Origin of the sequence: Pararoseomonas sp. SCSIO 73927, from assembly GCF_037040815.1 — a bacterium.
Lineage (GTDB): Bacteria > Pseudomonadota > Alphaproteobacteria > Acetobacterales > Acetobacteraceae > Roseomonas.
The window spans coordinates 3676642-3689393 of record NZ_CP146232.1; the positions used below are offsets into that span (position 1 = coordinate 3676642).

Below are 12752 nucleotides of genomic sequence, written 5' to 3' on the forward strand. Positions count from 1 at the left end.
AGACCTGACATCGAAGGATAGGAGATTCCCATGCGGACGATTGCCCGCCTGTACGACAACTACTCGGATGCGAGCTCCGCGGTGAACGCGCTGGAGGCCGCCGGCTTCTCCCGCGACGACGTGAGCATCGTGGCCCGCAACGGCGACACCGCCGCGACGACGACCACCGACGCGGTGGACGGGGATGACGCGGCGACCGGCGCCGGCACCGGCGCCACCATCGGCACCGTGCTCGGCGGTGGCGCGGGCGTGCTGGCCGGCATTGGCGCGCTGGCCATCCCGGGCGTGGGCCCGATCGTCGCGGCCGGCTGGCTGGTGGCGGCGCTGACGGGCGCCGGCGCGGGCGCCGCGACGGGCGGCCTGCTGGGCAGCCTGGTGGGCGCTGGCGTCGAGGAGCGCGACGCGCATGTCTACTCCGAGGGGCTGAACCGGGGCGGCAGCCTCGTCACCGTCCGCGCGGACGACATGCGCGCCAGCGAGGCCGAGGCGATCCTGGCCCGCTACAACCCGGTGGACACGGCGGGCCGCGAGGCGGACTACCGCGCCGGCGGCTGGAATGGCTACGACGAGGGGCTGGTGGCGAACTCGCCGGACGGCACGCCGGGCAACCCCCCGGGCACGATGGTGAGTCGCGGCGTCGACCAGGTGGCCGGCACCAACATCTCCGGTGCGCATCCGGAGAACGAGACGGGCCGCACCGGCACGTCCTCCACCTACGCCGCCGGGACCACGACGGGGACCAACCCGCCGGGCACCGAGGCGAGCCGGGCCTTCGACCGCGCGGCGGGGACCAACACCTCCGGCGCCTTCCCGTCCCAGTCCGACGGCACGCCCGCGAACCCGCCGGGCACGGCGGCCGGGCGCGCGGTGGACAAGACGCTGGGCACCAACACGACCGGCGCGAACCCGACGCACAAGGGCATCTGATCGCGGCCTTCGCGACCGGGTGAGGGTGGGGCGGCCTCTTCGGGGGCCGCCCTTTCTCTATTCAGGGGCGGTTTGCCGGGCCCTCGGCTGGACCGTCGTCTCTAATCTTCTGCCCGTGGGCCGGGCGGGTCAGCGCCGGCGAGCGGGGCGGGGCGCGGGACCGATCCGGACGGGCTCCTCCGCGCAGCGGCGGAGGACGATGCCGGGGGTGATTCCCCGGCCGGCGAGGGCCGCGGGGATGGCGCCGGAGAGGCGCATGCCGCCATCCGGCTGGCCCTCCAGGATGCGGGCGGGGCCGCCGGTGGCGGGGAAGAGGTAGAAGCGCTGCTCGTCGGCGAAGATGGCGTAGTTTGTCTCGCCGGGGACAGCGCGGCCGCCGAGGTGAAGGCCGCCGCCGTACCAGGTGACGGCGGGGCCGCCGCAGTCCTGGACGGCATAGCGGGCGTTCAGCGCGAAGGGGAAGCGGGGGAGCCAGACCGTGCCGGCGGGCGGGGCGGTGGGCGCACCGTTCGTCGGGAGCGCCTGCGCGGATGGGGTGGCCGGCCTGGGAACGAGGGCGGCGGTGCGGGAATCGAGGAGGCCGGTAGGGGGGAGGCCGGCGCGGCGCTGGAGGGCGGCGATCGCCTCCCGCCGGGCCTCGAGTGCGGCGGGGAGGCGGGATTCGAGGGCTGCCGCGGCGTCCGGGTCGCGCTCCGCCTCCTCGCGCGCCGGGGGCTGGAGCCAGCGCAGGAGGTCGTCCCGCTTGGCGGCGGTGGCGCGGGCGATGCAGGCGGGGTCGGGGGTGCCGCCGGGGCGGCAGCCGGTTTCCAGGAAGGCCTGGAAGTTGCGGGCATCGGCCTCCAGCCCCGGGCGCTGGGAGGGGTGCAGCTGGTGCCGGAGGGCTTCGTAGGCCAGGGCGCGACGGCGGTCGGCCGCACGGGCGGCGGGATCCGCGCAGAGGGCGGCGGCCACGGTTCCGGGGGTGGGGGACGGGGCGCAGTCGGTGGCGGTGCCCGGTGGAGCTTCCTGGGGTGCTGCCTGGGATGCCACCCCGACGGGTGCCCCGATCGCGCCCCGGCTCGGTCCTTGCGCGAGGGCGGGGGAGCATGCGGCCGCGAACGCCACCAGCGCGGCGGCGGGAAGGGAACGCGGCTGGTGGGTCACGCCCGGAGTTTCCCGGCGGGCGCGGCCCCGGTCAAGCCGGGGGACCTGGGCGGGGCGGTGGTCCTGCGGGACGATGCGGCCGGGCGCGCGGGGCGTGTGCCCCGCGCGGCGGCGCGCCGTCAGTAGCGGTAGTAGACGCCGGGCGGCGGCGCGTAATAGCGCGGCGGCGGGGGCGCGTAGTAGGCCGGCGGCGGGTAGTAGGGCCGGTAGTAGCGGCGGTAGTAGCGCCGCGGTGGCGGGGGCGCGTAGTAGCGCGGCGGACCGTAGTAGTACTGGACGGGCTGCAGCGCCGCGGCGGTGCCGACGCCCGGCATGGCCGGGGCGGCCTCGGCCGCCTGCGGGGCCAGGGCCAGGGCGCCCGCCACGGCCGCCGCGGCCAGGGCGGCGCGGAGTGTGCCGCGCCGGACGGTGCTGGTGGGGGACGGGATCATCTCGCGGGACCTCCTCCGTTCGCCGGCGCCGCCGGCGGGGTTCCGTTCGCCGGCGTGGCCGGCCGGGTTCGGTTCGCCGGCGTGACCCGCCGGCTGCGTAGGCCGGCTGGGCCGGCCAGGGACACCCGGGAGATGGGGGTCCATGAGGGCGGAACGGAGGCGGGGGGCTGCCGCATTGCGGCGGCCGGGATCAAGCTTCCGAGAACACCCGGTCCAGGGTGGCGCGGACATGGGTGAAGTCGCGCTGCGGGTCCATCACGCGGTCCAGCTCCTGCGGGATGATGAGGGCGGTGACCTTCGGGTCGGCCAGGAGGTTGTCGCGGAAGCTTCGGCCCGCCGGGGTGCCGAGGTTCTCCCAGGTGGCCATGGCGGAGCGCTGGACGGTGGCGTAGGCGTCCTCCCGGCTCATCCCGGCCTGGGTGAGGGCGAGCAGCACCTTCTGGCTGTGAACCACGCCGCCGAGGCTCTCCAGGTTGGCCTTCATGCGGTCGGGGTAGACTGTCAGCTTCTCGATCATGCCGGCGGCGCGGGCGAGGGCGAAGTCGAGCGCGATCGTGGCGTCCGGGCCAATTACGCGCTCCACGCTGCTGTGGGAGATGTCGCGCTCGTGCCAGAGGGCGACGTTCTCCAGCGCGGGGGTGGCGTAGCCGCGGACGAGGCGGGCGAGGCCGGTGAGGTTCTCGGTCAGCACCGGGTTGCGCTTGTGGGGCATGGCGGAGGACCCCTTCTGGCCGGGGTGGAAGTACTCCTCGGCCTCGCGCACCTCGCTCCGCTGCAGATGGCGGATCTCGGTCGCCAGGCGCTCGATCGCGGAGGCGGTGACGGCGAGGGCGCAGAAGAAGGCGGCGTGGCGGTCCCGCGGGATGACCTGGGTGGAGACGGGCTCGGGACGGAGGCCGAGCTTGGCCGCCACGGCGGCCTCCACGCGCGGGTCCACGCTGGCGAAGGTGCCGACCGGGCCGGAGATGGCGCAGGTGGCCACCTCGTAGCGGGCGACGGTGAGGCGGGCGCGGCAGCGGTGGAACTCCGCCCAGTGGCCGGCGAGCTTCAGGCCGAAGGTGGTGGGTTCGGCGTGGATGCCGTGGGAGCGGCCGATGGTGGGGGTGAGGGCGTGCTCCTCCGCGCGGGTGCGGAGGGCGGCCAGCAGAGCGTCCAGGTCCTGGATCAGCAGGTCGGCGGCGCCGACGAGCTGAAGGTTGAGGGTGGTGTCCAGCACGTCGGAGCTCGTCATGCCCTGGTGCATGAAGCGGGCGTGCTCGCCCATCCCGGACCCGTCCTCCCGCGTCTCGCCGAGCCAGGTGAGGAAGGCGATGACGTCGTGGCGGGTGACGCGCTCGATCTCGTCGATGCGCTCGAGGTCGGCGGGGGAGAGGGCGGCGATGCGGCGGTCGCCCTCGCGCCGGATGGCCTCGGCGGATTCGCGGGGGATGGTGCCGAGCTCGGCCATGGCCTCGGCGGCGAGGGCCTCGATCTCGAAGAGGATGCGGAACCGGGTCTCGGGGGACCAGATCGCGGCCATCTGGGGGCGGGTGTAGCGCGGGACCATCGGGGCGTTCCGGTGCTCGGGGAGGGGCCCAAGGAGGGCCCGGGGAGGGCCCAGGGAGGGCTTCGTGAGGCCCGGGGGCGGTATCCGGGGGGCGGGTTGGCGTCAACCTCGGCGCGCGGCGCGGCGGTTCCGGGGCACCCGCGGGGCGGCGTGCCGGTGGGGCGGCGAAGGGGCTTGTTGAAGTAGGTTGCCGTGCGATTGCCGATTGTTTATGCGCGGTCGGCTGCCCCCTGTGGTGCGGCAGGCCGCGACGGCGCGGCCGGCGCCCCCGCGGGCACTGGCGGGGGGCAATCAATCATGGCCGGCGCCCGGGCGGGGCCGGAAGGGAAGGCGGAGCACGGATGGGAGCGGATTGGTTCTTCGCCCTGGGGCAGGTCCTGTTGATCGACCTGGTTCTCGCGGGCGACAACGCCATCGTGGTCGGCATGGCCGCGGCAGGGCTGCCGCCCGAGCAGCGGCGCAAGGCGATCCTGTGGGGCATCGGCGCGGCGACGCTGATGCGCATCGGCTTCGCGGCCATCACGACGCAGCTGCTCTCGATCATCGGCCTGACGCTGTTCGGCGGGCTGCTGCTCCTCTGGGTCTGCTGGAAGATGTGGCGCGAGCTGCGGCAGCCGCACGAGCAGCACGAGGCGGCCGAGGCGACGGTGGACGCGGCGACCGGCGACGCGGTGGCCCAGGGCGCGCCGAAGAAGACGCTGCGGCAGGCGATCATCCAGATCCTCGTCGCGGACGTCTCCATGTCGCTCGACAACGTGCTGGCGGTGGCGGGCGCGGCGAAGGACCACCTGGACGTTCTGGTGATCGGCCTCGCCATCTCCGTGGTACTGATGGGCCTGGCGGCGACCTTCATCGCGCGGCTGCTGGAGAAGCACCGCTGGATCGCCTGGGTGGGCCTGCTGGTCATCCTCTACGTGGCGGTCGAGATGATCTGGACCGGCTCGACCGAGGTGAACGCCTGGTGGATGGGCACGCCCTTCCAGCGTCCATCTGCCCACTGATGGCCGCTCCCTGAGGGCCGCTCACTAGGGGTGGCCGGCCCGAGGTGACGGGCCGGTTAACCCCTTGTCATGCAAGCCTTTGGCGCCGTCCGGGAGACCGGGCGGCGCTTTCTCGTTTCCGGGGCGGCGACTAGGTTCCGCGCGCGGGCACGGGGCCCGGGCCTTCGCCCGGGGCCGGCCCGGTTGCCCTTTCCGGCCCCGGCGCGCCCGATCGCGGCCCGGGCCCAGCGGAGACGTTCATGGACGCGATCACCTCGGCACTGCCGGAACTGCTGCAGATCATGTGGCTCAACATCATCCTCTCCGGCGACAACGCGGTGGTGATCGGGCTGGCGGCGGCGGGGCTGCCGGAGAGCCAGCGCAACAGGGCGGTGATGTTCGGCATCGTCGCCGCGGCGGTGCTGCGGGTCGTCTTCTCCGTCATCGCGCAGCAGCTGCTGGCGCTGTGGTGGATCGACATCGTGGGCGGGCTGGCGCTGCTCTACATCGCCGTGAACTTCCTGCTGGAGCTGCGGAAGGGCCAGAAGGAGGAGGATGCCGAGGGGTCTTCCCACCACGACAAGACTCTGATGGCGGCGCTGTGGCAGATCGTGATCGCCGACGTGTCCATGAGCCTGGACAACGTGCTGGCGGTGGCGGCAGTGGCGCGGGACAACCTGACGCTGCTGATTATCGGCCTGGTCGTCTCCATCGTGATGATGGGCATCCTGGGCGGGCTGCTGGCGCGGCTGCTGGATCGCTACAAGTGGATCGCCTATCTGGGCGTGGCGCTGATCGCCTGGATCGGCGTGAAGCTGCTTTGGGAAGGGCTGGCGATTGCCGACACGACTCTGGGTCTCGGTCTCGGGCTGCACGCGCCGGCCGCGCATTGAGGGCACGGCCGCGGCCATGGCGGCGGCGAGCCGCCTCTCTTCATTGGCGGCGAGCCGCCTCTCTTCAGTGGGCCTCCTGGTGCCGGCGCTGGCCCTGGCGGCTCTGGCCGGCTGCGCCACCACGGGAGAGGACGAGGCCGCCGCGCCGCGGGACCGGCCGGCGATCGACGCGGTGCTGGCCCGCCTGCCCGCCGCGGCGGCGGGCTTCGAGCGGGGCGCGGCGCAGGACGTGGCGCCCGGCGACGCGGGGGCGGGGAAGGTGACGGAGTACGTCACCCCCCGGCGTGTCGCGGTGGGTCATGTCTTCCTCTACGACCTCGGGCGGCCCCGCGTGACGGCCGCCGAGCTGCCGCCGGAGGTGGAGCGGGCGGTTGCGGAGGCGACGGCGCTTCCCTCGGACCGGACGGGGCGGCAGCTCTCCGTCGCCGGGCGCTACACGGTGCCGGCGCGGGGTGGCGACCTGTCCTGCGCCTCGCTGGAGGGAAGCTTCGGGCGCACCCGGGTGGAGAGGCAGGTCTGCGTCGGCGTGGCGGACGGGCGGTTCCTGCGGGTGCAGGTGACGATGCCGAGCAGCGCGGCGCCGGCGGCCGATGCGCGCGCCTTCGCGGCCGAGGTGGCGGGGGCGGCGCGGGGCGGGTAGCCCGCCGCCGGTCCGCGGCCGGGGCGGTGCCCCGGCCGCGCGGCGATGGGTGCGGGTTTCCGGGTCTGTCGCTGCCGGAGCGCCGGCGTGCTGCGCTTCGCCATGAGGAGTGCCCGTGCCATGGCACGGGCCTGCAGGTCGGTGGAAGGCTACGAGGCCGCCGCTTCGGTCCGCTGGAACAGGTCCATGTTGGCCTCCCCCCAGGCCGAGAGGGACAGAAGGATGGGGATGAATGTCCGGCCGCGATCGGACAGGCTGTACTCCACCTTGGGCGGCACCTGAGCGTAGACGACGCGGTTAATGAGCCCGTCCGCTTCCAGTTCGCGCAGCTGGTTGGTCAGGGTCCTCTGCGTGACCCCGGACATCAGGCGCATCAGTTCGTTGAAGCGGACCTCGCCCCTTTCCTGAAGATACCAGAGCGCGACGCACTTCCATTTTCCGTCGATCAGGCTGATCGCCGCCTCCACCGCGCAACCGGGATTGCAGTCCAGACTGGAATGGCGTCGCTTGACCATGTCGGTATCCTCCGGTGCACCCAGGGAAGAATTTGTGCGTATTATGGGAATGACCGGGACCCGTTAGGAGAGCTCTTGCCAGAGGCTGGGCCAGCGGCTGAGTTTGAGGAAGGGCAAGAGCATGACCGGCACCATGAAGGCGATCGTCCTCAGTAGGTTCGGCGGCTTCGACGCGTTCGAGTTGCGCGAGGTTCCCGTGCCGGCGGTCGGATCTCGGCAGGTCCGGGTGCGGGTTCATGCCACCGCCATCAATCCGCTGGATTACCAGATCCGGCGTGGCGACTACGCCGCCTCCGTGCCGCTGCCCGCCATCATCGGCCACGACGTGTCGGGCGTGGTGGAGGAGAAAGGGGCGGATGTCGGCGAGTTCGATATCGGCGACGAGGTTTACTACACGCCCAGGATCTTCGGCGGCCCCGGCTCCTACGCGGAGCAGCACGTTGCCGATGCCGATCTGGTCGCCCGCAAGCCGCGCAACATCGGCCATCTGGAGGCCGCGAGCCTGACGCTGGTTGGCGGCACCGTTTGGGAAGCCCTGGTGACGCGCGCGCAGCTCGCCGTTCACGAGACGGTTCTGATCCACGGCGGTGCCGGCGGCGTGGGCACGGTGGCGATCCAGCTCGCCAGGGCGATGGGGGCGCGGGTGATCACCACGGCGCGCCGCGACAACCACGGGTTCGTGCGCTCGCTCGGCGCGGACGAGGTGATCGACCACACCTCCGACGACTACGTCTCCGCCGTGGCGGAGCTGACAAACGGGCAGGGGGTGGACGTCGTGTTCGACACGATCGGCGGCGACACCCTGGAGAGGAGCGCGCTCGCCCTCGCGGATGGCGGGCGGGTGGTCAGCATCGTCGACATCGCGCGGCCGCAGAACCTGATTGAGGCCTGGGGGAAGAACGCCGCTTATCACTTCGTGTTCACCCGGCAGAACCGGGGCAAGCTCGGCGCGCTGACGAACCTGGTCGAGCGCGGCCTGATCAGGCCCGTCATCGGCGCGGTGCTTCCCCTGGCCCGGATCGGCGAGGCGCATGAGCTGCTCGAGAACGGGGGATCCCGCGGGCTTCGCGGCAAGGTGGCGATCGATGTGGCGGGCGGGACGGTCCAGCTTCCCACGCCGCGATAGCGACACCGCGAGGGTGGCGTTCCCTGCCGGGGATGCCGCTCCTTTCCTGGAGCAGGGCGACTCCGCTTCGATCGGGAGCGGCTGAGGGCCGCCCCTTCTGGCAGCCTCTGCCCCGGGTGTTCGGGCCGGAAGCGGAGCTGCCGCTTCCGGCCGGTTCTCGGTGTCGTAGCGTGGCGCCCCGGAGGGTTGGGCCGATCTCCCGAGGTAGGGGAGTGCCCGGTGGGCGCGCTACCCCAGGCAGCGCAGGAAGAGCACCGAGGGGTTCACGGCCTCCCCCACCTCCGCGGCGGTGCGGGTGGGACCGCTGGTGGCGGTGCGGGGCTGGATCCGGTTCTCCCGCAGGAAAGCCAGGGCCTGTTCGGCCTTCACCGCGAAGTTCACGTTCTGCGGGATGTCGCCGGTGCGCTGGGCCACGCGCTGGGCATTGAGCTTGCTGGTGATGATGCCGACCACGTTGCCGGCGAGGTCCAGCAGCGGGCCGCCGGAATTGCCGGGCTGGACGGGGGCGCTGATCTGGAAGTGGGCGCGGTTGTCGGCGAGGCCGGCGAGCGCGGAGATGTCGCCCGTGGTGAGGGTGGGGCCGGAGGAGAGCATCCCGGCGAGGGGGAAGCCGTAGGTGACCACCGATTCGCCGCGGCGGATGTCCGGGGCGTTGCGGAAGGCGAGGGCCGGGCCCGCGCTCTCCTGCAGGTCGAGGATGGCGAGGTCGCGCCGGCTGTCGCGGGCGCGGACGGTGGCGGTGATCTCCCGCCCGTCCGCGTTGCGGGCGCGGACGGAGCGGCAATCCCGCACGACGTGGTCGTTGGTGAGCGCCTGGCGCTCCCCGATCACGAAGCCGGTGCCGGAGGAGACCTCTCGCGTGCTCGGCCTCGGGGCGCTGCGCGGGTCGAGCGCCGGGGGCTTGCCGTCGGGCCCCGGGGCGCCAGGGGGGGCGCCGGGAGGCGCGCCGGGCTGGGCGCGGGCATCCGGGCGCGAGGGCGGGCCGGGGCGGCGGGGGGCCGGGTCCGGCATGTCGTAGAGGGGCGGCGGCTTGCCCGAGGGATCGGGCGCGGCCGCGGAGCCGCCGCCGCTCCCGCCACTGGCGCCCAGGGGCGGGGGCTTGCCGCTCTGGACCAAGGTCTGGACCTGGGTCTGGGCCGCGGCGGGTGGGGCGGCGAGCAGCAGGGCTGCGGCCAGCGGGGCGGCGAGGAGGCCGGGGAGGGTCGCGGCGAGGGGGGCGCGCATGGTGGAAGGGTGGGGGCGGGGCGGCGGGCGGTCAATCTCCGCGGTCAGAGAAGGTTCTCGCGCCGGAAGGAAAGGTGGCGGCCGCTGCCGATGATGAGGTGGTCGTGCAGGAGGATGCCGAGGGTGGCGGCGGCCTGCCGGACCTCGGCCGTCATGTCGATGTCGGCGCGCGACGGGGTGGGATCGCCGGAGGGGTGGTTGTGCACGAGAATGAGGGCGGTGGCGCCGAGCTCCAGCGCGCGCTTGACCACCTCCCGCGGGTAGACGGGGGTGTGGTTGACGGTGCCGCGGGCCTGGGCCTCGTCCGCGAGGAGTCGGTTGCGGCTGTCCAGGTAGAGGACGCGGAACTGCTCCACCACCTCGTGCGCGAGGGCGGCGGTGAGGTAGGCGACCAGGCGTTCCCAGTTGTTGAGGACGGGCTGTTCCCGCGCTTCCTGCACGAGAAGGCGGAGGGCGGCGGCGCGGGCGAGGCGGAGGGCGGCGATGGCGGCGTCGCCGATGCCTTCCACGCCGCGCAGCTCGTTCTCGGAGGCGGTGACGGCGCGGGCGAAGCTGCCGAAGCGGGCCATGAGGCGCTTGGCGTGGGGCTTGGTGTCCACGCGGGGGAGCGCGAGGAAGAGGAGCATCTCCAGCAGCTCGTAATCGGCGAGGGCATCGGGGCCGGCGCGGAGCAGCTTCTCCCGGAGGCGCTTGCGGTGGCCTTCGGGGCCGGGCGGAGGGGTTGTCTCGGGGACGCTGGCCTGGGCGGGCGGAAGATCGAGCAGGGTGGAGAAAGCGGAGCTTGCCTCCTCCATGCCGCGCCGCGTGGCCAAGAACGCCTCCTGCTCTCCGTATCTCGTGAAGATGGGAGCGCCGGGACGGCTTGTCCATGCGGGCGGGCCGATTCGAGCCCTTGGCGGCTGGGGCAGCGGGTTGCCATGGGGGCGGCGCGGGGGTGGTTCCGGTCTTGGCGCGGTTCTGGGGGCGATGACGGGCGCAGGTTTAGGCGCGGTTGGCAGGCGTGATGCGGCGTCCGGTGGTGCAGGGTCGGTGAGGGGGCGCCAGAGGTGCACGCCGTCAGGCCCGATCGGGGCGGGTTCCATCAAAGGGCAGCGACGGTGGTCAGGGAGCGGGCCATTCCTCTCGTGACCGGCCGGTGCGGCTTGGTTTAATCGGGTGACATCTCCAAGCGTGGAGACGCGATGAATTTTTGTTTTAATCAACCTTAGGTTGAGACAGAGCCCGGGACTTGTTAAATCAGGCGAACTGCTTTCGGTCGCCTGACCGCCTGTTCTCCTTCCCGGGGCGGGGGCGACCGGAGCTGACGGTTCGGAGGACGCCATGCCGCCAGCCCCGCTGCCGCGAGACGAGAGGAGCCGGGTCGCCTCGCTCCGCTCCTACGAGGTGCTCGACACCGAGAGCGAGGAGGTCTTCGACGAGATCGTGGACCTGGCGGCGCGGCTGACGCACAGCCCCATCGCGCTCGTCTCCCTCGTCGACGAGGAGCGGCAGTGGTTCAAGGCGCGGCACGGGCTGGAGGTGGCGGAGACGCCGCGGGACCTCGCCTTCTGTGCCCACACCATCCTCACCCCCGACCGGCCCATGGCGGTGGAGGACGCGACGAAGGACCCGCGCTTCCGGGAGAACCCGCTGGTGACGGGGGCGCCGGACATCCGCGCCTATCTCGGCGTGCCGCTGGTGAACCACGAGGGGCACGCGCTCGGCAGCCTCTGCGTCATCGACCGGGAGGCGCGGCAGTTCGACCGGGAGACGATCGGGACGGTGCGGACCCTGGCCCGGGCCGTGGTGGCGAACCTGGAACTGCGGCGCGCCCTGCTGGACGCGCGCGAGGCGGCGCTGACGGACGCGCTGACCGGGCTGCCGAACCGGCGCGCGACGATGGCCGCGCTGACGGAGACGCTGGCCGGCGGCACGCCTGTGGCCGTTGCCACGGTGGACCTGGACCACTTCAAGGAGGCGAATGACGGGGAGGGGCACGCCGCGGGCGACGCGCTGCTGAAGGAGGCGGCGGCGCGGCTGCGCGAGGCGGTGCGGCCCGGCGACACGGTGGGGCGGACCGGCGGGGACGAGTTCGTCGTGCTCCTCTCCGGCGTGGAGGACGACGCGACGGCGGATGCGGTGGTGCAGCGGATCAGCACGGCCCTGCACCGGCCGGTGCCCTATGGCGAGCGGATGCTGCGGCTCGGCGCCACGCTCGGCATCGCGCTCGCGCCCGCGCATGCCGATGACGCGGAGATGCTGGTCCGCGTGGCGGACGAGGCGCTGGTGCGGGCGAAGCGGGACGCGCGCGGCAGCATCGGCCGCGCGAGCCCGGAGGATGCCGCGCAGCTGATGCGGGCGGCGGCGGTGCTGCGGGCCTTCGACGCGGACGCCGCGGCCGGGCTTCCCGGCGCGACGGCGCAGCTGCAGCCGATCCTCGGGCTGGGCCGGGGCAGGTTCGGTACCGAAAGGTTAGGCCCCGAAAGGTTGAACCCCGACCGGATGGGCGAGGGGGGAGCGGACGGGGCGGTGCTGGCGGTGGAGGCGCTGGCGCGCTGGAGCCATCCGGAGGTGGGCGACGTGCCGCCCGGGGAGCTGTTCCCCATCATCGGGCCGGCGCGGGGCGCGCTTCTCGGGCGGGCGGTGCGCGGGCAGGCGTTGGCGGCCTTCGCCGCGCTGCAGGGCCCGCTGCTGGCCGCGGGGCGGCTGGCCGAGACGCGGCTGGCGCTGAACCTCTCCGCCAGCGAGGTGGCGCGGGCGGACATCGCCGTGGAGCTGGCCGGGCAGGTGGAGCGGGCCGGCCTGTCCCTGCGCGCGGTGGAGATCGAGATCACCGAGGAGGTGCTGCTGGACCGGGTGAGCGACCGCACGCTGGACGGGCTGGCGGCGCTGCGCGGGCGCGGGGCGCGGCTGGTGCTGGACGATTTCGGCACGGGTAATTCCGGGCTTTCCCAGCTGCTGCGGCTGCCGCTGGACGGGCTGAAGCTGGACCGGCGCTTCACCCAGCGGCTGGGGACGGATGTGCGGGCGGAGGAGATCGTGAAGGCGACCGTCTCGCTCGCGCACAGCCTCGGGCTGCGGCTCGTGGCGGAGGGGATCGAGACGCCGCGACAGGTGGCGATGCTGCGCGCCCTCGGCTGCGACGCGGTGCAGGGTTTCCTCTTCGCGCGGCCGATGACGCCGGACGCGCTGGAGCGGTGGCTGCGGGGCATGGCGGCAGAGGAAACGCCCGACCCGATCCCGCTGGGACCGCGGATCGCGCGGCGGGCGCATTAGGGGCGCGTCTCGGGACCAGCTGTTCGGGACCGGGGGGGAGGACTTTCCTCCTCGCCATGACCACGGACCGGT

12 protein-coding genes are annotated in these 12752 nt (G+C 73.5%); 6 read left to right on the forward strand and 6 right to left on the reverse strand.

The genetic code is table 11. The features are described from left to right. The first annotated feature begins 30 nt into the window (after positions 1-30). Positions 31-927, forward strand: a complete 897-nt coding sequence (locus VQH23_RS17345) for a general stress protein (protein ID WP_338661982.1) — start codon at positions 31-33, stop codon at positions 925-927. Between the two features lie 129 nt (positions 928-1056). On the opposite strand, the gene VQH23_RS17350 is transcribed toward VQH23_RS17345, so the two are convergent. From VQH23_RS17350 to purB, 3 genes are all read right to left on the reverse strand, one after another. After that, entirely contained in the window at positions 1057-2070 is a 1014-nt protein-coding gene (locus tag VQH23_RS17350; RefSeq protein ID WP_338661983.1) for a peptidoglycan-binding domain-containing protein, read from the reverse strand. A 119-nt stretch (positions 2071-2189) separates the two neighbouring features. After that, positions 2190-2501: a hypothetical protein gene (locus VQH23_RS17355; RefSeq protein ID WP_338661984.1), complete on the reverse strand. Its 312-nt coding sequence runs from the start codon at positions 2499-2501 to the stop codon at positions 2190-2192. A gap of 190 nt (positions 2502-2691) precedes the next feature. Beyond that, complete coding sequence (gene purB, locus VQH23_RS17360) at positions 2692-4047, reverse strand: adenylosuccinate lyase (protein WP_338661985.1); 1356 nt, start codon at positions 4045-4047, stop codon at positions 2692-2694. Positions 4048-4388: 341 nt separating this feature from the next. On the opposite strand from purB, the gene VQH23_RS17365 reads away from it, so the two are divergent. The 3 genes from VQH23_RS17365 to VQH23_RS17375 all read left to right on the forward strand — a co-directional run bounded on the left by VQH23_RS17365 (position 4389) and on the right by VQH23_RS17375 (position 6560). Continuing rightward, complete coding sequence (locus tag VQH23_RS17365; RefSeq protein WP_338661986.1) at positions 4389-5048, forward strand: TerC family protein; 660 nt, start codon at positions 4389-4391, stop codon at positions 5046-5048. Between the two features lie 239 nt (positions 5049-5287). Continuing rightward, on the forward strand, positions 5288-5920 hold the full coding sequence (locus tag VQH23_RS17370; protein WP_338661987.1) for a TerC family protein: 633 nt from the start codon (positions 5288-5290) through the stop codon (positions 5918-5920). Next, the gene (locus VQH23_RS17375) at positions 5865-6560 is read left to right on the forward strand and encodes a hypothetical protein (RefSeq protein ID WP_338661988.1); all 696 of its coding nucleotides are present in this window, start codon (positions 5865-5867) and stop codon (positions 6558-6560) included. The genes VQH23_RS17370 and VQH23_RS17375 overlap by 56 nt, the downstream gene beginning before the upstream one ends. 149 nt (positions 6561-6709) lie before the next feature. Here VQH23_RS17375 and VQH23_RS17380 read toward each other — a convergent pair whose 3' ends face one another. After that, positions 6710-7075: a helix-turn-helix domain-containing protein gene (locus VQH23_RS17380; protein WP_338661989.1), complete on the reverse strand. Its 366-nt coding sequence runs from the start codon at positions 7073-7075 to the stop codon at positions 6710-6712. Positions 7076-7196: 121 nt separating this feature from the next. Here VQH23_RS17380 and VQH23_RS17385 point away from each other — a divergent pair, with 121 nt between their 5' ends. Further along, on the forward strand, positions 7197-8201 hold the full coding sequence (locus tag VQH23_RS17385) for a zinc-dependent alcohol dehydrogenase family protein (RefSeq protein WP_338661990.1): 1005 nt from the start codon (positions 7197-7199) through the stop codon (positions 8199-8201). Between the two features lie 228 nt (positions 8202-8429). Here VQH23_RS17385 and VQH23_RS17390 read toward each other — a convergent pair whose 3' ends face one another. Together VQH23_RS17390 and radC are read right to left on the reverse strand one after the other, a co-directional pair. Next, the gene (locus tag VQH23_RS17390; protein WP_338661991.1) at positions 8430-9425 is read right to left on the reverse strand and encodes a serine protease; all 996 of its coding nucleotides are present in this window, start codon (positions 9423-9425) and stop codon (positions 8430-8432) included. Positions 9426-9469: 44 nt separating this feature from the next. Further along, a complete protein-coding gene (gene radC, locus VQH23_RS17395; RefSeq protein WP_408904344.1) occupies positions 9470-10219 on the reverse strand; it encodes a RadC family protein in 750 nt (249 codons plus the stop codon). A gap of 526 nt (positions 10220-10745) precedes the next feature. Here radC and VQH23_RS17400 point away from each other — a divergent pair. Further along, positions 10746-12680: an EAL domain-containing protein gene (locus VQH23_RS17400; RefSeq protein ID WP_338661993.1), complete on the forward strand. Its 1935-nt coding sequence runs from the start codon at positions 10746-10748 to the stop codon at positions 12678-12680. Positions 12681-12752 lie beyond the last annotated feature (72 nt).